This window comes from Saccharopolyspora rosea (genome assembly GCF_025643595.1).
Classification (GTDB): domain Bacteria; phylum Actinomycetota; class Actinomycetes; order Mycobacteriales; family Pseudonocardiaceae; genus Saccharopolyspora; species Saccharopolyspora rosea.
On sequence record NZ_CP102826.1, the window covers coordinates 1629601 to 1650219 of the forward strand.

Here is a 20619-nt window from a genome sequence, read left to right on the forward strand (position 1 = left end):
GGTATCGGTACTCCAGCAGGAGGAGCTGGACGGAGGCGTGGGTCACGTCGCCGTTGCCAACCGGTGCGCGGGTTCGCAGTCTGGTAAGACCATTGCGCCGCACCGCGAGGAGAGGCGATGTCCGGGGTCGCCGTGGTCGGTGGCCGTCCGACCGCTGTCGGAGTGCCCAGAGTGCTGTCCTCGGTGGCGGCCGTGGTCACCGTGGGCGTGTTCCCCGTCTTCCTCGTCGGCGGACTCGGCGTGCAGCTGCGGCAGGACCTGCACTTCGGGGCCGCGTTGCTGGGTTTCGCCGCGGCGGGTTTCTTCGCCGTCGCGGCGGTGTTCTCCCGCGCCATGGGCTGGCTGGTCGAGCGGATCGGGTCCCGTTCGGGCATGCGGCTGGCCGCGCTGGGCAGTGCGCTGTGCCTGGGTGGCATGGCCCTGGCGGGCAGCGCCGGATGGCTGCTGGTGCTGCTGTGGATCGCCGGATTGCCGAACTCGCTGGGACAACCGGCCGCCAACCTGCTGATCGCGCAGGGCGTTCCCGCGCACCGCCGGGGCATGGGCTTCGGCGTCAAGCAGTCGTCGATCCCGGCCGCGACCTTGCTGGCCGGCGTGGCGGTGCCCGCCGTGGCGTTGACCGTCGGCTGGCGCTGGGTCTTCGCCATCGCCGCGGTGGTCGCGCTCGTCGCGGCGGCGACCGTGCCCTGGCTGCCGCAGGCGGAACGGTCCGCGGCCCCGGCCGGGACCGGGGAGGCCGGTTCGGGCCGCGGGGCGCTCGTGCTGCTGGCGCTCGCCGGCGGTCTCGGTTCGGCGGCGGCGAACGCGCTCGGCGCGTTCGTGACCAGCACGGCGGTGGACGTCGGGTTCCGGCCGTCCACGGCGGGCCTGGTGCTGTCGCTGGGGTCCGCGGCCGGGCTGACGATCCGGCTGCTGGTCGGGGTGGCCGCCGACCGCCGGAACCCGAACCTGGTGCGCACCATCACGGTGATGCTGCTGGTCGGATCGGTCGGCTACGCCCTGATGGCGGTGCCGCGGCCCGGGGGCTTCCTGGTCGGGGTGGCCGTCGCCTTCGGCGCCGGGTGGGCCTGGCCCGGACTGCTGAACTTCGCCGTCGCCAAGCTCAACCCCGGGCGGGTCGCCAGCGCGACCTCGTTCACCCAGACCGGCATCTACTTCGGGGGCAGCGCGGGACCGCTGCTGTTCGGCGTCCTGGCCGAACAGGTCGGCCTCGGCGGCGCGTGGCTGGTGGCGGGCGTCGCCGCCGTGGTCGCGGGCGTGCTGATGCTCTTCGTGCGTCAACCCGACTTCCGCGCCACACCGCCGTACAGGAGCGGGTAGCGGGTGCTGGTGACGATCTGGTCGGGATCCGGGCGCCAGGCGGACAGGTACGTCGCGCCGGGTGGCAGCAGCTCGAAGTCGCCGAACAGGCCGTCGATCCAGGAGGTCGGGCGGGCGCGCAGCGGATCGGCCGTCTCGGCGTAGAAGTCCTCCAGCACGCCCATCGCCCGCGTGTCGCGGTCACCGGTGACGTGCGAGACCACCAGGTGGCTGCCCGGCGGGAGGGCGGCGCGGTAGGTCCGCACCAGACCGCTCGGATCGTCGGCGTCCGGGACGAAGTGCAGCACCGCCGACAGCAGCAGTCCCACCGGTTGCCCGAAGTCGAGCAGTTCGGCCGCCTCCGGTGCGCGCAGCACCGACTCGGGGTCCCGGCAGTCGGCCCGGATGATCTCGGCGCGCGGCTCGTCGGCCAGCAGCGGTGCGCTGTGCGCGACGGTCAGCGGCTCGTTGTCCACGTAGAGCACGCGGAAGTGGCGGGTGCGGCGGCGGGCCACCTCGTGCACGTGGCCGATCGTCGGGATGCCCGAGCCGAGGTCCAGGAACTGCCGCACGCCGCGCGCCAGCAGGTACTCGACCGCGCGGCGGATGAACGCCCGGTTCTCCCGGTAGGTCTCGGTGATCCCGGGAAGCGTCTCCTCGACACGCTCGACGAACCCGCGCTCGACCCCGAAGTTGTGGCTCCCGCCGAGGAAGGCGTCGTAGATGCGGGCGGCGCACGGGCGGTCGATGTCCATCTCGCGCGGCGGGTCCTGCGTGTCGAACATGGGCTCCTCCCCCTTTCCGCCGAAATCTTACAGTAACCGTCTGACGACACTCGGTGTTCGCGGGGAAGATCCAGTTCAGGTATTGCCATGGCGATGGGCGCATATCACGATGGCGGCTCTCGTCCCGGTCAGAGGAGGTGCACGTGTCCGAGGTCCGTGCGGTGGTGTCGACCGGCAAGGGCCGGCCGGTCGAGGTCGTGACGATCAACGTCCCGGATCCGGGACCCGGCGAGGCGGTGGTGCGGGTGCAGGCGTGCGGTGTCTGCCACACCGACCTGCACTACCGCGAGGGGGGCATCAGCGACGACTACCCGTTCCTGCTCGGGCACGAGGCCGCCGGGGTCGTCGAGGCCGTCGGTGACGGGGTGCGCAACGTCGAACCCGGCGACTTCGTCGTGCTCAACTGGCGCGCGGTGTGCGGCTTGTGCCGGGCGTGCAGGCGCGGTCGCCCGCAGTACTGCTTCGACACCCACAACGCGGCCCAGCCGATGACGCTGACCGACGGCACCCCGCTGTCGCCGGCGCTGGGCATCGGCGCGTTCGCGGAGCGGACGCTGGTCCACTCCGGCCAGTGCACGAAGGTGGACCCGCAGGCGCGGCCGGCGGTCGCCGGTCTGCTGGGCTGCGGTGTCATGGCCGGGATCGGCGCGGCGGTCAACACGGGTGGCGCCGGACCCGGCGACACGGTCGCGGTCATCGGCTGCGGCGGCGTCGGCGACGGCGCGGTGGCGGGCGCGGCGATGGCCGGGGCGCGCCGGATCATCGCCGTGGACACCGATCCGACGAAGCTGGAGTGGGCGCGGCAGTTCGGCGCCACGCACGTGGTCAACGCCGCCGAGTCCGACTCGGTCGAGGCGATCCGCGACCTCACCGGCGGGTTCGGCGCCGACGTGGTGGTGGAGGCGGTCGGGCGGCCGGAGACGTTCGAGCAGGCTTTCTACGCGCGCGACCTGGCGGGCACCGTGGTGCTCGTCGGCGTGCCGACGCCGGAGATGGAGCTCCGGCTGCCGATGCTGGACGTGTTCGCCCGCGGCGGTGCGATCAAGTCCAGCTGGTACGGCGACTGCCTGCCGGAACGCGACTTCCCGATGCTGGTCGAGCTGTACCTGCAGGGCCGCCTGCCGCTGGAGAAGTTCGTGACCGAGGAGATCGCTCTGGACCAGGTGGAGCAGGCGTTCGACAAGATGCACCGCGGAGAGGTGCTGCGTTCGGTGGTGACCTTCTGATGGCGCTGCGCATCGACCACACGACGACGTCGGGCACGTTCTCGCTGGACGGGCAGACCTTCGACGTCGACAACAACGCCTGGGTCGTCGGCGACGACCGGGAGTGCGTGGTCATCGACGCACCGCACGACGTGGCCGCCATCCTCGCCCTGGTCGGCGACCGCGAGGTGCTGGCGGTGCTGTGCACGCACGCCCACGACGACCACGTGCGCAAGGCTCCCGAACTCGCCGACGCGGTCGGGGCGCCGGTGTTCCTGCACCCGGACGACATGGTGCTGTGGAACCTCACGCACCCGGACCGCCCACCGGACCGGGAGCTGGCCGACCGGCAGGTCGTGGGCGTCGGCGGTTCCGGTTTGCAGGTGCTGCACACGCCCGGGCACGCACCCGGTGCGGTCTGCCTGCACTCGGTGGACCTCGGCGTGGTGTTCACCGGGGACACGCTGTTCGCGGGCGGCCCCGGGGCGACGGGGCGGTCCTATTCGGACTTCGACGTCATCGTGCGGTCCATCCGGGACCGGCTGCTGACCCTGCCGGATTCCACGGTGGTCCACCCGGGGCACGGCGAGAGCACGACCATCGGTGCGGTCAGACCGCAGTTCGACGAATGGGTCCGACGCGGCTACTGACACGAACCCCTACCACTTTCGTGGGATGGATGTTGCACTCGTGTGGTGCATGATCCCGAATACCGTCCGTCGTCACCGGACAGGGGCGGCGGTGGAGGTACGAGTGCCGCGGGCCCGGTGCTCCCCACCAACCCGCCGGGCCCGCGGCACGCGGCCGGAGCAGGTCGGCGCGGGCGCGGCCTGCTGGACTGGGCGCGGCGGCACCGCACGACGCTCGGCGATCTCGGCATCGTGCTCCCGCTGTCCGTGCTCCAGGTGGTGGACCTGACCGCCTCCCCGCACCCGCCGCAGATCGCGTGGTGGTGGCCGGCGGTCGCCAGCGTTCCCGCGACCTGCGCGCTGTGGCTGCGGCGGCGCGCGCCGTGGGCGGTGCTGCTCGTGATGGTCGCCGTCGCGGTGGCGCTCAACTCGTTCAAGCTCTCGATCGGCTCGTTGAACCTGGGGATCCTCGTCGCGGTCTACGCCGTGTGCTCGCGGGGTTCGCCGGCGCAGAGCGTGGCCGCCGGGCTGGTCGCGATGGCGTACCCGGTCAGCGACCTGCCGTTCATGGACTCCCCGATGGAACGAGCGCTGCGCATCGTCGGGGCCGTGGTGAACCTGATCATGGTGATCGGTTGGGCCCGCGCGATGCGCGTCGGCCGGCTGCGCGCCGCGCAGCTGGAACGCAGCATGGCGCTGCTCGACGAGGCTCGCGACCAGCGGGCCGCCGACGCCGCGGTGATCGAGCGCGCCCGGATCGCGCGGGAGTTCCACGACATCGTGTCGCACAACCTGTCCGTGGTGGCGCTGCGCGCGGGCGTGGCCCGGGCGCTCATCGACCGCGACCAGGAGCACGCCAGGCAGACGCTCCAGGAGCTGGAGCGCAGTTCGCGGGCGGCGCTGTCGGAGATGCGCCACCTGCTCGAAGCGCTGCGCGGGGACGGGTCCGACGGCGGCGGCGAGCTGGTGGACCGGCAGCCCACCCCGATGTTGGCGGAACTGGACGAGCTGGTCGACTCGGTGCGCGGTGGTGCCGTGAGCTGGACGCTGGACCGCCGCGGCCAGGTCCGGGAACTCGGGCCCGGCGTCGAGATGACCGCCTACCGCATCGTGCAGGAGGCGGTGACCAACGTCCTCAAGCACGCCGGGACCGGGCGGGCCCGGGTGCTGCTGGACTACGGCGCGCAGGCGCTGCGCATCGAGGTCAGCAACGAGACGAGCGAGCCGCGCAGCCGCGAGGGCTCCCACAGTCCTGGACACGGATTGATCGGACTGCGGGAACGCGTTGCGCTGCTGGGCGGAACTCTGACCGCGCATCCGATTTCCGGCGGGTTCCGCCTGGAGGCCGTGCTACCGTGCGCGGGAAATTCGGACCCGGGAAGAGCCGGAATTCCGGGGCACACCGAGGAGGTCGGCGAGAGTGGATGCGGAGACGACCGTTCTCATCGCCGATGACCAGGCGATGATCCGGGCGGGCCTGGTGGCGCTGGTGTCCGCCGAGCCGGGCCTGCGGGTGCTGGCCGAGGCCGCCGACGGCGACTCGGCGGTGGCCGCGGTGCGCCGCAGGCGCCCCGACGTGGTGCTCATGGACGTGCGGATGCCCGGCAAGGACGGCATCACCGCGGCCGCCGAGATCATCGAGGCCACCGGCGGGGACACCGCCGTGATCATGCTGACCGTGCACGACCTGGACGAGCACGTCTACGCCGCGTTGCGCGCCGGGGCCAGCGGGTTCCTGCTCAAGGACGCCGGGCCGGAGGAGCTGGTCCGGGCGGTGCGCACGGTCGCGGCCGGGGAGGCGCTGCTCGCCCCCCGCGTCACCAAGCGGTTGCTGCGCCGGTTCGCGTCGCTGGGCGTGCGGGACGCGCGCAGCGAGCTCAGCCGGCTCACCGATCGGGAGTTGGACGTGCTGCTGGAGGTGGCCCGGGGCGGGTCCAACGCGGAGATCGCGCGCAACCTCGGCCTCGCCGAACTGACCGTGAAGTCGCACGTCTACCACATGATGCAGAAGCTGCACCTGAACTCGCGCACCCAGCTGGTCATCACCGCCTACGAAACCGGCCTGGTCTGCCCGGGGCAGGACCCCCGCGCCTCGGCGTAGCCGCTGCCGGGCCCACCGCGCCGGGAGCCGGGTTGGTGTAATGGGGTGGTGCGTGGTGAACCGGTGCGAGTGGGACTTGTCGGCTACGGGTTGGCGGGGGCGGTGTTCCACGCGCCGTTCCTGGCCGCCGACCCGGACCTGCGGCTGGACGTGGTGGTGACCGGGAACCCGGAGCGGCGGGCGCAGGCGGAGGCCGAGCACCCGGGCGTCGCCGTGGTCGAGGACTTCGAGGCGTTGCTGGCCCGGTCCGCGGACCTGGACCTGGTCGTGCTCGCCACCCCGAACCGGTTCCACTACGAGCAGGCGCTCGCCGTGCTGGACGCGGGACTGCCGGTGGTGGTGGACAAGCCGTTCGTGCCCACGTCGCTGGAGGCCCGGCAGCTCGTCGAGCACGCGAAGTCCCGGGGCCTGCTGCTGACCGTGTACCAGAACCGGCGGTGGGACGGCGATTTCCGCACCGTCGCCGGGCTGGTGGACTCCGGCGAACTCGGCCGGGTGCACCGCTTCGAGTCCCGCATCGAGCGCTGGTCGCCGACCCCGAAGCCCACCTGGCGCGACTCGGGCGGTGCCGAGGACGTCGCCGGGTTGCTCTACGACCTCGGCAGCCACCTCATCGACCAGGCGCTGCGGTTGTTCGGCCCGGTCGCGGCGGTCTACGCCGAGATCGACCGGCGCAGGCCGGGGGTGCGGGCCGACGACGACACCTTCGTCGCGCTCACCCACTCCAACGGCGTGCGCTCGCACCTGTGGATGAGCAAGGTCGCCGCGCAGGAAGGGCCGCGGTTCCGGCTGTTGGGCGAGAACGGGGCGTTCACCAAGCACGGCACGGATCCGCAGGAGGCGGACCTGCGCGCCGGGCGCCGTCCGGACGACGCGGACTGGGGCCGCGAACCCGCCGGGCAGCGCGGCGAACTGGTCCTCGCCGGAGAAACCCGGCAGGTGCCCACCGAGCGCGGTGCCTACCAGGACTTCTACGCCGGGGTGGTGCGCGCGCTCCGGGACGGCGCGCCCGCCCCGGTCGACCCGTCCGACGCGGTGACCGCGCTCGACATCATCGCCGCGGCCCGCCGGTCGGCGGCCGAGGTCACGGTGGAACGGCTGATCTGATCGGCGGTCGCACGACTGGCACGGTGGCCCGCCGACTCCCACGCTGAGACCTGAGGTCGACGGCGGAGGAGAGCGGGATGGCGGAGACCACCGGAACCCAGGCGTCCTGGGCGACGACGCCCGCGGCGACCGAGCACCTGAGCGCCCAGGAGCTCGACGGGCTGGACATGTGGTGGCGCGCGGCGAACTACCTGTCCGTCGGGCAGATCTACCTGATGGGCAACCCGCTGCTGCGGGAACCGCTGCGCCCGGAGCACGTCAAGCCGCGCCTGCTCGGCCACTGGGGCACCACGCCCGGGCTGAACTTCGTCTACGCGCACCTCAACCGCGCCATCCGGACCCGGGACCTGGACATGATGTACGTGATCGGACCGGGCCACGGCGGTCCGGGGCTGATCGCCGCCGCGTGGCTGGAGGGCACCTACAGCGAGGTCTACCCGGACGTCGCGCAGGACCACGACGGACTGGTCCGGCTGGTCACCCAGTTCTCCTTCCCCGGTGGGGTGCCCAGCCACGTGGCGCCGGAGACGCCGGGGTCGATCCACGAGGGCGGCGAGCTGGGGTACTCGCTCGCGCACGCCTTCGGCGCCGCGCTCGACAACCCGGAGCTGGTGGTGGCCTGCGTCGTCGGCGACGGTGAGGCGGAGACGGGACCGCTGGCGGCCGGCTGGCAGTCGAACAAGTTCCTCGACCCGGCCACCGACGGGGCGGTGCTGCCGATCCTGCACCTCAACGGGTACAAGATCGCCAGCCCGACGGTGTGGGCGCGGATCCCGGAGGAGGAACTGCTGAGCACGCTGCGCGGTTTCGGCTACGAACCGTTCGTGGTGGCCGGTTCGGACCCCGGGTCGATGCACCACCTGTTCGCCGCGACGCTGGACCGCTGCCTGGACGGCATCGCCGCGGTCCAGCGGCGGGCCCGCCGGGACGGCATCCAGCGCCGGCCGCGCTGGCCGATGATCGTGCTGCGCACCCCGAAGGGCTGGACCGGACCAGCCACAGTGGACGGAAAGCGGGTGGAGGGGACGTGGCGGTCGCACCAGATCCCGCTCTCCGACCCGCGCCGGAACCCGGAACACCTCGCCCAGCTGGAGTCCTGGCTGCTCAGCTACGAACCGGCCGAGCTGTTCGACCACGACGGCGCCCCGGTCCCGCCGATCCGGGAGCACAGCCCCGTCGGGATCCGGCGGATGAGCGCCAACCCGCACGCCAACGGAGGGCGGCTGCTGCGCGCGCTGCGGATGCCGGACTTCCGCGACTACGCGGTCCCGGTGGCGCGACCGGGTGCCGAGACCGCGGAGGCGACGCGGGTGCTCGGCGGTTTCCTGCGCGACGTGGTGCGCCGCAACAGGCAGAACTTCCGGGTTTTCGCGCCGGACGAGAACAACTCCAACCGGCTGGACGCCGTGCTGGAGGCGACCACCCGGGCCTGGGTTGCCGAGACCGAACCCGGTGACGAGTCGTTGGCCCCGGACGGGCGGGTGATGGAGATCCTGTCCGAGCACACCTGCCAGGGCTGGTTGGAGGGGTACCTGCTCACCGGCAGGCACGGGTTCTTCTCCTGCTACGAGGCGTTCGCGCACATCGTGGACTCGATGGTCAACCAGCACGCCAAGTGGCTGAAGGTCAGCAACCAGCTGCCGTGGCGGGCGCCGATCGCGTCGCTGAACTACCTTCTGACCTCGCACGTGTGGCGCCAGGACCACAACGGTTTCTCGCACCAGGACCCGGGATTCATCGACCACGTGGTGAACAAGAAGGCCGAGATCGTGCGGGTCTACCTGCCGCCGGACGCCAACACGCTGCTGTCGGTGGCCGACCACTGCCTGCGCAGCCGCGACTACATCAACGTCGTGGTGGCGGGCAAGCAGCCCGAGCCGCAGTACCTCGACATGGACGCGGCGATCGTGCACTGCACCAAGGGCATCGGGATCTGGGACTGGGCCAGCAGCGACCAGAGCGGCGACCCCGACGTGGTGATGGCCTGCGCCGGGGACGTGCCGACCATGGAGACGCTCGCCGCCGTGGACCACCTCCGCCACGACTTCCCGGACCTGCGCATGCGGGTGGTCAACGTGGTGGACCTGATGCGCCTGCAGGAGGAGCGGGAGCACCCGCACGGGTTGTCCGACACCGCGTTCGACAGCCTGTTCACCCGCGACCGGCCGGTCATCTTCGCCTTCCACGGCTATCCCTGGCTGATCCACCGGCTGACGTACCGGCGGCACAACCACGCCAACATCCACGTGCGCGGGTACAAGGAGGAGGGCACCACGACCACGCCGTTCGACATGTGCGTGCTCAACGAGATCGACCGGTTCCACCTGGCCATCGACGTCATCGACCGGGTGCCGCGGCTCGGGCCGCGTGCCGCGTACGCGCGGGAGGCGTTGAAGAGCAAGCTCATCGAGCACCGCCAGTACGTGTCCGCGCACGGCGAGGACATGCCGGAGATCCAGGAGTGGACGTGGCCGGGCCGGCTCGGGTCCTGACGGTCAACGCCGGGTCCAGCAGCCTGAAGCTCCGCCTGCTCGACGGCGAGGTCCTCACCGTCGAACAGGAGCTGGAGCGCTGGGACGGCGACGCCGAGCCGATCCGGGCGTTCCTCGTCGAGCACGGCGCCGACGCCATCGGGCACCGGGTGGTGCACGGCGGCACCCGCATGTCGGCGGCCGCGGTGGTCGACGACGACGTGGCGCAGTACCTGGACTCGCTGACCGAACTCGCCCCGCTGCACCAGCCGAGAGCGCTGGCGGGCATCCGCGCGGCGCGGCGCGCGGCTCCGGGCACACCGTCGGTGGCGTGCGTGGACACGGCCTTCCACGCGACGCTCCCGGCCGCCGCGGCGACCTACGCGCTGCCGCGCGAGTGGAACCGCAAGTGGTCGCTGCGCCGGTACGGCTTCCACGGCCTCTCGCACGCGTACGCGTCGGTGCGCGGCGCCCATGCGACCGGGCTGGTGCCCGGCCGAGGGCGGGTGCTGAGCTGCCACCTCGGCGCCGGGGCGTCGCTGGCCGCGGTGCGCGACGGCCGGTCCGTGGACACCACGATGGGGTTCACGCCGGAGGAGGGGCTGGTGATGGCCAGCCGCAGCGGGTCGGTGGACCCGGGCCTGCTCGGCTTCCTGTTGACGGTGAAGGGGATGCCCGTCGCGGACCTGTTCGACGCGTTGGCCACGCGCGGCGGGCTCGCCGGGTTGTCGGGCTCCGGCGACCTGCGCGACGTGTTCGCGGCGCGCGACGGCGGGGACCGCGACGCCGCGCTGGCCCTCGACGTGTACCTGCACAGCCTCGTCCGGCACGCCGGGGCGATGCTCGCCGTGCTCGGCGGTCTCGACCTCGTCGTGTTCACCGGCGGCGTCGGCGAGCACCAGCCGCCGGTGCGGTCGGCGGTGTGCGCGGCCCTGGAGTGCGCCGGTGTCGCGGTGGACCCGGCGCGCAACGCGGCGGCTGACGGCGACACCGACATCGGCGCCCCGGGCGCCCGCGTCCGGGTGGCGGTCGTCCAGGCCCGCGAGGACCTGGAGATCGCCCGGCAGACGCGGGCCGCCTTGAGCGGGTGACCCGGGCGGCACAACGAGTTCAAAGACGGGCTCTCAAGCGCGGCGTGCGGCCGAGTTCCAGAGCACGCACTCGGAGCAGTAGCCGGTGCCGTTCGCGCGCCACCACTGGCAGCAGGTGTTGCGGCGCGCCCACGGCACCCGGTGTGCGTCGATGTCCAGGAGGTGCTCGCGTCCGGTCGCCGCGCGCAGGGCGCGGGCGGTGGCCACCGCGTCGCCGGGCAGGCCCGCGCAGTCCAGCCGCCACAGCACCGCGCCGAGCAGGCCGACTGGGTTGCCCCAGTACTCGTGGCTGTCCGGGGCCGGGCCGCCGAGGGCGTGCAGTCCCTCGGTCAGCGGCGCGAACGCCGCCTCGACCTGCCGCCACCACTGCTGCGGCGACGGCGACCCCAGCGGTTCGGCCGTCGGCCGCAGGCCCGCCAACCGGCCCTCGTCGGTGACCGCGACGCGCAGGTCGTCGAGGGCGGGGACCGGTGCGCCGAGGTGGCACTCCGGCACGGTCGCGCAGCAGGCCAGCCAGCCGAACCGGAACGCGACCAGCACGATCCCGGCCCGCCGGTGCCGGAAACCGCCGCGTTCCTGCCACTCCTCGACGCAGCGCGCCAGCCACGGTCCGGACGGGTCGCAGAACTCCCGCCACGGCACGGTCGGCAGCGTCGAGGACGGCACGCTGCCGGGCCTGGGCAGCAGCCGGTCGCATTCCCGGACTCGGGCGTGCAGGACGGCGGACGAAGTCACGATGTCTCCTGTGGACTGTCGACGTGGAGCCTGTCTTCGGTGCTCGTCGTGCGCGGCGGTGCCGGTGGCTGGAGCGGACACCCGAGAACCGTCCGCGGAGGCGCCGCGCGCGACTCCACCGAGCCCCGACATCATGGACCACTCGCGTACCACGCCGGGGCCGTCCTCGCGAGACGCCGACCTGCCCCCGGACGCCGCGGCGACAGCCGGAGGCCCCGCGGCGGTGCCGACCGCGCGAGCGAGCGTTCCGGGACCGGGTTCGAAGACGGGCGCTCACCGGGGGAGCCTGGCGGCGCGCGCGGGCCGGGCGTTGCGAACGCGCCTAGCCTGTGGCCGTGGCCTCATCGGTGCAGCTGATCAAGCGACTGGTGTTGGGGCGGCCGGTGCGGACCGACCGCCTCCAGGAGACGCTGCTGCCGAAGCGGCTGGCGCTGCCGATCTTCGCCAGCGACCCGCTGTCCTCGGTGGCCTACGCGACGCAGGAGATCCTGCTCGTGCTGTCCGCGGGCGGGCTGGCCTACCTGTACCTGGCGTCGTGGGTCGGCGTCGCCGTGGTGGTGCTGCTGGCGCTGGTGGTCGCCTCCTACCGGCAGGTGGTGCACGCCTATCCCGGCGGGGGCGGGTCCTACGAGGTGGTGGCGCGCAACCTGGGCCGCAACGCGAGCCTGGTGGTGGCCGCCGCCCTGATGGTCGACTACGTGATGACCGTCGCCGTGTCCGTGGCGGCGGGCGTCGACAACCTCGTGTCGGCCGTGCCCGAGCTCTACCAGCACCGGGTCGTGGTGAACGTCCTGCTCGTGGTCCTGCTGAGCGCGGTCAACCTGCGCGGGGTGCGCGAGTCGGGGCGCGCGTTCGCGGTGCCGACCTACCTGTTCGTCGTCGGGCTCGGCGTGACGATCGTGGTCGGCCTGGCGCAAACCGCCGTCGGCCACCCGCCGGTGGCCGACAGCGCCGGATACGGCATCCGGCCGACCGAGTTCGACCTCACCGGTCTGGCCCTGGTGTTCCTGCTGCTGCGGGCGTTCTCCTCCGGGTGCACCGCGCTGACCGGGGTGGAGGCGATCTCCAACGGCGTCCCCGCGTTCCGCCGCCCCAAGGACGTCAACGCCGGGCGCACCATGCTGATCATGGGAGTGCTGGCGATCGGCCTGTTCAGCGGGGTGACCGCGCTGGCGTTGATCAGCCACGTGCGCATCGCCGAGGACCCGTGCGACCTCATCGGATTCCGCGGCGACTGCCACGCCGAGGGGCAGCGCACGGTGATCGCGCAGCTCGCCGCAGCGGTGTTCGGCAGTGGCAGCCCGATGTTCTACGTCGTGCAGGCGGGCGCCATCCTGATCCTGGTGCTCGCGGCGAACACCGCGTTCAACGGGTTCCCGCTGCTCAGCTCGCTCCTCGCGCAACGCCGGTACCTGCCGCGCCAGCTGCACACCCGGGGCGACCGGCTGGTGCACTCCAACGGCATCATCCTGCTCGGGCTGATCGCGATCCTGCTGCTCGCGGTGTTCGAGGGTTCGGTGACCCGGCTGATCCAGCTGTACATCCTGGGCGTGTTCACCTCGTTCACGCTCAGCCAGATCGGCATGGTCCGGCACTGGAACGCCGAGCTGCGGGAGACCGACGACCAGGCCCGACGGCGGCGGATCCACCGGGCCCGGGCCATCAACGCGCTCGGCGCCTGCATGACCGCTGTGGTGCTGGCGGTCGTCCTGGTCACCAAGTTCGACCACGGCGCCTGGCTGGTGGTGATCGCGGTACCGGCGCTGTTCGCGCTGATGCGCGGCATCCACCGGCACTACGTCGAGGTCCGCCGCGAGCTGGAACCCGAGGCGGACGGCCCGACGCTGCCGAGCCGGGTGCACGCCGTGGTGCTGGTGTCCACGCTGCACAAACCGACGCTGCGGGCGCTGGCGTTCGCCCGCGCCAACCGGCCGGACAGCCTCACCGCGCTGACCGTCAACGTCGACGACGCCGACACCCGGGTGCTGGAGGGGGAGTGGGAGCGCCGCGACATCCAGGTGCCGCTGAAGGTGGTGGAGTCCCCGTACCGGGAGATCACCCGCCCGGTCGTCGACTACGTCAAGCGGATCCGCCGCAGCGGCCCGCGCGACCTGGTGTGCGTCTACATCCCGGAGTACGTGGTCGGGCACTGGTGGGAGAACCTGCTGCACAACCAGAGCTCGCTGCGCCTGAGCTGGCGGCTGCGGTTCGAACCCGGCGTCATGGTCGTCTCCGTGCCCTGGCAGCTGCACTCCAGCCACCTCCGCGAGATCGACCGGCCCCGGCCGGGGCCCGGGCGGCTGCGCCGCGGCTTCGTCCCGCCGTCCAGCTGACGTCAGCCGACGAGCGCGGCGAGGCGGCGGTAGGAGTCCAGGCGTTCGGACTGGTCGTGGCCGGTCGTCGTGACCAGCAGCTCGTCGGCCCCGGTGCGGGTGACGAGGTCGCCGAGCTCGTTCGCCACCTCGTCCTCGGTGCCCGCCAGGTGGCCTTCCAACGCGCGTTCGAAGTGCAGCCGCTCGCGGTCGGTCATGGCCCGGGACAGCACGTCCTCCGGCGGTTCCAGCGGCGGGAACTCGCCGCGGGTGCGCGAGTACGCCTGCGCCCACGCCTCCGGCACGAGCAGGCGGCGCGCCTGCTCGGTGCTGTCGGCGACCGCGACCGATCGCGCGACCACCACGTGCGGTTCCGGATTCGCCGGGGACGGGCGGAAGCGCTCGCGGTAGCGCTCGATCGCGGCGACCAGCCGGGACTCGCCGCGCACCGGGGCGATCACCAGCGGCAGCCCGAAGTCGGCGGCGGTGTCCGCGCCGGACCCGGTGGCCAGCACGAACACCGGCACGGACAGGCCCGCGGCCGGGACCGCGCGCACCGGCCCGTCCCCGGTGAAGTACCCGAGCAGTTCGGCGAGCTGGTCGCCGAACCGCGCCGCGGTCTCCCGGTCGGCGCCGAGGGCGCGGCGCACGTCGCCGGTGAAGCCGACGGACCGGCCCAGTCCCAGGTCGATGCGGTCGCCGAACAGCGAGGCGAGCACGCCGACCTGCTCGGCGACCACGAGCGGCCGGTGGTTGGGCAGCATCACACCGCCGGTGCCGACGCGGATCCGCGACGTCGCCGCGGCCACCGCGGCGGCCAGCACGGTCGGCGCCGCCCCGGCGACGCCGGGGACACCGTGGTGCTCGGCCACCCAGAACCTGTGGTACCCGGCCTCCTCGATGCGCTGCGCGAACCGCACGGTCTCCCGCACCGCTTCCTGCGCCGGCCGCCCACGCAGGACGTGCGACCGGTCCAGCACCGACAGAGGCAACGTCACGTCCGGTGCAACGCGCGGAGCGCGGCGAGATTCCGCGGCACGGGGCTCGAACATCAAGAGGGGCTTGCGCAGTCGACGTGACCGCGGCGCGTCAGCGCCTCGTCGGGGGTCGGGTGACGGGCGGGGCGCTGCCGTTTCTGCCACCGGCACCGCCTCGCACAACGAGTTCGAAGACGGGCTCTCAGCCGGTCAGCAGGGCGAACAGGCCGCCGCCGACGAGGGCGCCGACGACGGCGCCGACGGTGGTCTGGGCCGGGGTGTGGTCGCCCAGGCGCACCCGGGACCAGCCGACGGCCGCGACCGGCAGCAACAGCGCCCAGCACAGCGGGCCCCAGCTCACCGCCAGGATCACCACGGCACCGGCCGCGACCGCCGTGTGCATCGAGATCTTCCACTTCGCGGTGATCGCCCCGGTCACCAGCAGGCTCGCGATCATCGCGATGTCCAGGGCCACCACCGGCCACGGTGCGCCACCGACCAGCAGCACCGCCAGACCCGCGCAGCTGAGCGCGATGAGCACGAGGAAGGGCACCAACCGCCCCTCCCGGTCGCGCACGTGGTGCCCGTCCCAGCGCCCGCGGCGGGCACCCCGGACGATCACCACCATCGGCAGGACGCTGCTGGTCAACGCGACCCACAGGCCCCAGCCGAGGGCGGGGCCCAGGGAGCGGGTGGCCTGCCACGCCACGGCGAGCGGCAGCAGCAGCACGATGACCCACGGGGCCAGCACCTCGGTGATCACCCGGGCGCACAGCTCGGCCCGGCCGGTGCGCTCAAGCACGTGACTCCTTCCCGGCCCGGCGGTACCGGGCGACGACCGGTGAACGGTGGTAGGCGCGCGCGACGCGCCGCAGCCAGGCGGTTTCCGAGGCGACGTCGGCGGCTTGGACGGCAGGAGGTTCGGGCGGGTCTGGCCGGGGCGGCGCGCCCCGCCGGTGGGCGCTCAGCGCGGCGGCGACCCGGGCGGCCTCCACCACCGCGGGGTCCGCGGAGGCGGTGCGCAGCTCGGCGTCCAGCGCCGGGTCCCGGTAGGGGGCGAGCAGCAGCAGGCCGTCGCGGATCTCCACCAGTCGCCGCGCCAGCCGCCAGTGCGCGTCGCCGTCCGCCTCCGGCGTGCTGATCCGCGGCATCGCCTCGCGCAGCGCGCGCCACAGCGGTTCCAGCGCCCGGTGCGCCCGCCGCGCGCAGCCACCCGACCGGTCGGGCCAGCAGCGGGAACCACGTCGGCAACGTGACGCCGACCGCGATGAGCGCGACGCACGCCGCCGACAGCACCGCGGAGACCGGTCCCTCGACGGTCAGGCGGCGCCCGGTGGCGAGGACCACGAGCGCCGCGACGCTCTTCCACACCGCCCACACCGTCCCGACCGCGGTGCCGACCTGCGCGATCGCCAGTCCGACCCGCATCAACGGCCGGTCGCTGTAGCGGCGGTGGTGCTGGATCAGCCGCACGAAGTTGCCGAGGCTCCACGCGATGTAGGCGCAGAACAGCAGCACGTAGCCGACCACGGCGGGTTCCCGGGCGTAACGGGCCACGAAGTCCGATGTGGACCGGATCGGCGCGGCGACCAGCAAGCCGGCCAGCACCGCGAACGCGACGACGAGGAGCACCAGCTGGCGGCGCACCGCCCGCCGCGCCCGGTCGCGTTCGGACACCAGGTTGATCAGCAGTCCGTGCACGCAGAACGCGGACGCCATGGCGAACCCGTTGGCCACCAGGCGGGTCGCGCCGGGGAACGGTTCGAGGCGCAGCGTGGCGGTGAGCGTGCCCGGTGCCGCGAGCGCCGCGGACACGCCCACGCAGCTCACGGCCGAGCACAGGTACAGCACGCCGGGGGTGAGGTGCCGCCGCGCCCGGTACAGCCGGTGACCGGACAGCAGCACTGCGACCAGTCCCGCCGACCACAACACGACACTCGCCATACGAGCAAGTTTCACGGTTGGTCGAAGACCGAGTTCAGCCTGGTCACCGTCGCCTCGGTGGGCGCGTCCGGCGGTGGGAAGGGCCGACGCCGCCGTCGCTGGCGGGTGATCCGGGCCAGCAGCATCGTCGCGATCGTCTCCGCCTCGTGCTCCTCGGCCTGCACCGCCGCCCGGTCGAGCAGGTGCGCGAACGCGGCGGGCGCGAGGTGCGGGGCCCGCCGCTGCGCCTCCCGCACCGACAGCACGCACCGCCCGCTGTGGTCGGAGACGAGGTGGCCCACCTCGTGCAGGATGATGTGGTCCTGGTGCAGCGGACTGGTGTTCACCGGGTAGACGATGACGTCGTGGTCGGCGCGCCGCTGCCAGGCACCGGTGCTCTCGCCGGCGGTCCAGGCCACCGCGCACAGGTCGATGTCCCGGCCGCGGTGTCGTTCCAGCCGGTCGAGGAATTCGTTGACGTCCCACGGGTTGGGCAGTTCGACGCCGCGCAGCAGGTGCGCCACGCGCAGGCGGCAGTCGGCGCGCACCCGAGCCCAGTCCACCGCCGCGCCGCCTCCTTCACCCCGAGCCGGGACGAGCCTGCCGCACCACGGAGCCGACCCGGCCGAGGTCATTGTCCCATGTGCTCGTGGGGGGCCGGTTTGCGTCGGCGGCGCTGGCCGCGCGGCTGCTGCTCGTAGGCGGCGAGGTGGTCGATCATCGCCGAGACGGCGTTTCGGTGCGCCGGGCTCAGCTCGTTGAGCCGCTGGGCCAGCACGCCCTCCTCGGTGTTGCGCCAGTCGATGATGTCGCTGATCTCGGCGTCCACCTGGCGCGAGACGTCCTCGTCGAAGAAGTACGCGGCCGGGACGCCGAAGAACGCCGCGAGCGCCTCGATGTTGTGCTTGCGCGGGTTCGGTTGCTTGCCGGTGGCGAGCTGCTGGACGTGCGCGGCGGTCATCGCGCCGGGGTGCTCCCGGATGCCGGCCTCGATCTCCCGGTAGCTGTACGGGCCGCGGTCCGGTGGGTGCACGGTGTCGATCAGGTGCCGCAGCAGTTCGGCGAACGTGCGGCCGGGTTCGTCGGTCATGGGTGTCACTGCCCCCCGGTGCAGCTGTCAACGTCCGTTGGCGACTCTAGCACTCGGCGTATTCGCGAGTTGACAGGAAGGGATGTTGCGTGTTTACAGTGAAGGCCGCACCGCCGTCGATCTTCGGCGGTCGCGTGGTGGGTGAGTGCGCTCGGTGCGCGGGCGGCGGAGCACCGGCACGTGGGGGTGTGCCGGGTGCTCCGGGCTCGGTCGCGTCGCGGGCCCGCGGCACGCGTGGCACGTTGGGCCGGTGGCCGACCGGGAACTGCAGGACGCGGAGCGCGACCTCCACGTCGCGGACCCGGCCGAGTTCGTCCGCAGGCGCGGCGAACTCGTCGCGCTGGCCCGCGAACGCGGCGCCGGAGAACTCGCCGAACGCGTCCGCGCCCTGCGCAAACCCACCACCGCGGCCTGGGCGGTCAACCTCCTCGCCGTCGAGGAGGCGGATCGCCTCGCCGAACTGCTCGACCTCGGCGACCGGTTGCGCGCCGCCCAACGCGACCTGCGCGGCGCCGAGCTCCGCGACCTCGCCGCCCAGCGCTCGCGCGCGCTGGCCGAGCTGACCGACCGAGCCGCCGCGCTGGCCGCCGACCGGGGCCACCCGCTCGCCGAGAGCGCGCGCCGCCAGGTCGAGCAGACCCTCACCGCCGCCCTCTCCGACCCCGAGGCCGGGGCCCGGGTGCGCGCCGCCGCGCTGGAAAAACCCCTGGAATACAGCGGATTCGGCCTCGACGAGCTGTCCGTCGAAGCGATCCGCCGCGCCGCCGAACAGCCACCCGAACGCACCCGCGGAACCCGCACCCGCACCGGGACCCGGCGCGACGAGGAGACCGCGCGGAAGCGCTCGCGCCAGGCCGAACGGGAGCGCCGCGCGGCCCGCGAACAGGCGGACAAGGCCGCCGAATCGTTGCGCGAGGCCGACGAAGCGCTGGAACGCGCCGAACGCGCGCGGCGCGCCGCCGACGACCGCCGCGAGGAGCTGCGCGAGCGGCTCCGGCACGCCGAAGCGGAGTTGCGGCAGCAGCGGCGCGAGGTGAAAGCGGCGCGGGAGCACCGCGAACGCGCGCAGCGCGAGGTTGACGCGGCCGAGCGCGAGCTGCGGCGCCGCGAAGGCGGGGCGTGATCCGCGGAGCGGATGCCGCGCATGCGGAATCCGCGCTTCACCGCCGGCGGCCGGTCCGCGTAGGGTCGGCGCCTGGCGCTCCCGGACCGGCGCGTCGATCCGGTGCGGGCCTCTCGCGTCCACTTCGGACGGTCGGCTGCGGAGGTGGGGCATGCGCGCTCGGCGGAGGCTGCGCGGGATGCGGACCGCACTGCTGGTCCTGCTGCTGCTCATCGGCATCGTCAACTACCTGGACCGCAGCACGCTGTCCATCGCAAACCACGCCGTGCAGCACGATTTCGGCGTCGGACCGGCCGCGATGGGGCTGCTGCTGTCCGTGTTCTCCTGGGCTTACGCGTTCGGGCAGCTCCCCGCGGGTGGGCTGCTCGACCGGTTCGGGCCGCGCAGGGTGCTCGGCGGCGGGCTGCTGCTGTGGTCCCTGGCGCAGGCGGCGAGCGGACTGGTCGGCGGCTTCAAGCAGCTGCTCGCCGCCCGCGCGGTCCTCGGCCTGGGCGAAGCGCCCGCCTACCCGGGCGGGGCGAAGGTGGTCGCCACCTGGTGGCCCCGGGATTCGCGGGGCGCGCCGACCGGGGTGTTCCAGATGTCGTCCACGCTCGGACCGGCGATCGGGCCGCCGCTGCTGACCTGGTTGATGCTCGGATTCGGCTGGCGCTGGATGTTCGTCGTCGCCGGAGCGGTCGGCGTCGTGCTCGCCCTGGTCTGGTTCGCGGTGTGCCGCGACCGGCGCGACGACCGGGAGGAGCCCGTCGCGGACCGGGTGTCGGTGCGGGAGTGGCTCGGCCTGCTGCGGCACCGCACCACCTGGGGCATGATCATCGGCTTCAGCGGCGTCGTCTACTCCGTCTACCTGTACCTCACCTGGCTGCCCGCCTACCTGGAGGGCGAACGCGGGATGAGCGTCGCGGCGACCGGTTTCGCGCTCGTGCTGCCGTACCTGGCGGGCACGCTCGGCATGTTCTGCGGTGGAGCGGTCGGAGATGTGCTGGTGCGGCGCGGGATTCGCACCACGCTCGCGCGCAAGGCGCCCATCTGCTGCGGACTGGTCGTCGGCGGGCTGTGCACGGTCCCGGTCGCCCTCACGGCGAGCACCGCGCTGGCGCTGGTGTGCGTCTGCGCGGCGCAGTTCTTCATCAACAGCGCCAGCGCCGGTGCCTGGTCGCTGGCGACCGTGGTCGCCGACGAGCGCATCACCGCCTCGCTCGGCAGCCTGCAGAACTTCGGCGGCTACTTCGGGGGCGCGTTCGCGCCGCTGATCACCGGCGTCATCGTGGAGCGGACCGGTTCGTTCGTGGCCGCGCTGCTGGCGGCCGGTGCCATCGCCGTCGTCGCGGCGCTCAGCTACGCCGTCCTGGTGCGCGAACCGGTCGGCGTCGACCGGCGGCCGGTCGTGGCGAAACGGTGACCTCTTCCGGCGCCGCGCGGTGTCATGATCTAGCGCTGAGGACGGCCGCCGCGGTGGGAGGTGCCTGTGCCGACGCGCGAGACGGGACGGCTGCGGTGAAAGCGGCCGACGCCTACCGGTTCCGCCTCGACTGGTTCGTCAGCTTCGTGTCGGTGGCCGAGCACAGCGGCTTCTCGGCGGCCGCCCAGGCGCTGTACCGGTCGCAGTCGCGGATCAGCACGCACGTCGCGGAACTGGAGCGCGCGCTGGGCGTGCGGCTGTTCGACCGGTCCCGCCGGCACCCCGTGGAGCTCACCGCCGAGGGTCGCGCCCTGCTGCCGCACGCCCGCGGCATCCTCGGCCATCTGCGCGCCGCGAGCGAGGAGGCGG

18 protein-coding genes and 2 pseudogenes are annotated in these 20619 nt (G+C 73.2%); 12 read left to right on the plus strand and 8 right to left on the minus strand.

Annotated features, from left to right (window positions below):
• The first annotated feature begins 117 nt into the window (after positions 1-117).
• Positions 118-1320 carry an MFS transporter gene (locus NV263_RS08000; protein ID WP_263251926.1) on the plus strand — a complete coding sequence of 401 codons (1203 nt, stop codon included), beginning with the start codon at positions 118-120 and terminating at the stop codon, positions 1318-1320.
• Here the strand turns inward: NV263_RS08000 and NV263_RS08005 are convergent.
• Complete coding sequence (locus tag NV263_RS08005; RefSeq protein WP_263251927.1) at positions 1278-2084, minus strand: SAM-dependent methyltransferase; 807 nt, start codon at positions 2082-2084, stop codon at positions 1278-1280. The genes NV263_RS08000 and NV263_RS08005 overlap by 43 nt on opposite strands.
• Before the next feature lie 143 nt (positions 2085-2227).
• Here NV263_RS08005 and NV263_RS08010 point away from each other — a divergent pair, with 143 nt between their 5' ends.
• The 7 genes from NV263_RS08010 (at position 2228) to NV263_RS08040 (ending at position 10688) form a co-directional block, all read left to right on the plus strand.
• Complete coding sequence (locus NV263_RS08010; RefSeq protein ID WP_263251928.1) at positions 2228-3310, plus strand: S-(hydroxymethyl)mycothiol dehydrogenase; 1083 nt, start codon at positions 2228-2230, stop codon at positions 3308-3310.
• Complete coding sequence (locus NV263_RS08015) at positions 3310-3939, plus strand: MBL fold metallo-hydrolase (protein ID WP_263251929.1); 630 nt, start codon at positions 3310-3312, stop codon at positions 3937-3939. The genes NV263_RS08010 and NV263_RS08015 overlap by 1 nt, the downstream gene beginning before the upstream one ends.
• 117 nt (positions 3940-4056) lie before the next feature.
• Entirely contained in the window at positions 4057-5373 is a 1317-nt protein-coding gene (locus NV263_RS08020; protein WP_263251930.1) for a sensor histidine kinase, read from the plus strand.
• A gap of 7 nt (positions 5374-5380) precedes the next feature.
• Positions 5381-6019 carry a response regulator gene (locus tag NV263_RS08025; RefSeq protein WP_263254115.1) on the plus strand — a complete coding sequence of 213 codons (639 nt, stop codon included), beginning with the start codon at positions 5381-5383 and terminating at the stop codon, positions 6017-6019.
• A 69-nt stretch (positions 6020-6088) separates the two neighbouring features.
• Positions 6089-7126 (plus strand): Gfo/Idh/MocA family oxidoreductase, encoded by a 1038-nt coding sequence (locus NV263_RS08030; RefSeq protein WP_263254117.1) that lies wholly within the window; start codon positions 6089-6091, stop codon positions 7124-7126.
• A 77-nt stretch (positions 7127-7203) separates the two neighbouring features.
• Positions 7204-9618, plus strand: a complete 2415-nt coding sequence (locus NV263_RS08035) for a phosphoketolase family protein (RefSeq protein ID WP_263251931.1) — start codon at positions 7204-7206, stop codon at positions 9616-9618.
• A complete protein-coding gene (locus NV263_RS08040; protein ID WP_263251932.1) occupies positions 9594-10688 on the plus strand; it encodes an acetate/propionate family kinase in 1095 nt (364 codons plus the stop codon). The genes NV263_RS08035 and NV263_RS08040 overlap by 25 nt, the downstream gene beginning before the upstream one ends.
• Positions 10689-10721: 33 nt before the next feature.
• Here the strand turns inward: NV263_RS08040 and NV263_RS08045 are convergent, their stop codons facing one another.
• On the minus strand, positions 10722-11423 hold the full coding sequence (locus NV263_RS08045) for a hypothetical protein (RefSeq protein ID WP_263251933.1): 702 nt from the start codon (positions 11421-11423) through the stop codon (positions 10722-10724).
• A 335-nt stretch (positions 11424-11758) separates the two neighbouring features.
• Here NV263_RS08045 and NV263_RS08050 point away from each other — a divergent pair, with 335 nt between their 5' ends.
• Positions 11759-13756, plus strand: coding sequence for an APC family permease (locus tag NV263_RS08050; RefSeq protein ID WP_263251934.1), 1998 nt, complete (start codon positions 11759-11761; stop codon positions 13754-13756).
• A 2-nt stretch (positions 13757-13758) separates the two neighbouring features.
• On the opposite strand, the gene NV263_RS08055 is transcribed toward NV263_RS08050, so the two are convergent.
• The 6 genes and pseudogenes from NV263_RS08055 to NV263_RS08075 all read right to left on the minus strand — a co-directional run bounded on the left by NV263_RS08055 (position 13759) and on the right by NV263_RS08075 (position 17725).
• Positions 13759-14733 carry an MsnO8 family LLM class oxidoreductase gene (locus NV263_RS08055; RefSeq protein WP_263251935.1) on the minus strand — a complete coding sequence of 325 codons (975 nt, stop codon included), beginning with the start codon at positions 14731-14733 and terminating at the stop codon, positions 13759-13761.
• A 181-nt stretch (positions 14734-14914) separates the two neighbouring features.
• Positions 14915-15514, minus strand: a complete 600-nt coding sequence (locus NV263_RS08060; RefSeq protein WP_263251936.1) for a phosphatase PAP2 family protein — start codon at positions 15512-15514, stop codon at positions 14915-14917.
• Positions 15507-15863, minus strand: a complete 357-nt coding sequence (locus tag NV263_RS30640) for a DUF6545 domain-containing protein (protein ID WP_380757389.1) — start codon at positions 15861-15863, stop codon at positions 15507-15509. Before NV263_RS30640 ends, NV263_RS08060 begins: the two co-directional genes overlap by 8 nt.
• A gap of 61 nt (positions 15864-15924) precedes the next feature.
• Positions 15925-16656 (minus strand): annotated as a pseudogene (locus NV263_RS30645) (MAB_1171c family putative transporter); the annotation flags it as partial.
• Between the two features lie 11 nt (positions 16657-16667).
• Positions 16668-17198, minus strand: coding sequence for a hypothetical protein (locus NV263_RS08070; RefSeq protein ID WP_263251938.1), 531 nt, complete (start codon positions 17196-17198; stop codon positions 16668-16670).
• 68 nt (positions 17199-17266) lie between these two features.
• Positions 17267-17725 carry an XRE family transcriptional regulator gene (locus NV263_RS08075; RefSeq protein WP_263251939.1) on the minus strand — a complete coding sequence of 153 codons (459 nt, stop codon included), beginning with the start codon at positions 17723-17725 and terminating at the stop codon, positions 17267-17269.
• 250 nt (positions 17726-17975) lie between these two features.
• On the opposite strand from NV263_RS08075, the gene NV263_RS08080 reads away from it, so the two are divergent.
• The 3 genes and pseudogenes from NV263_RS08080 to NV263_RS30650 all read left to right on the plus strand — a co-directional run.
• Positions 17976-18848, plus strand: a complete 873-nt coding sequence (locus tag NV263_RS08080) for a hypothetical protein (protein WP_263251940.1) — start codon at positions 17976-17978, stop codon at positions 18846-18848.
• Positions 18849-18999: 151 nt separating this feature from the next.
• Entirely contained in the window at positions 19000-20250 is a 1251-nt protein-coding gene (locus NV263_RS08085; protein WP_263251941.1) for an MFS transporter, read from the plus strand.
• Positions 20251-20345: 95 nt separating this feature from the next.
• A pseudogene (locus NV263_RS30650) lies at positions 20346-20546 on the plus strand (helix-turn-helix domain-containing protein); the annotation flags it as partial.
• Positions 20547-20619 lie beyond the last annotated feature (73 nt).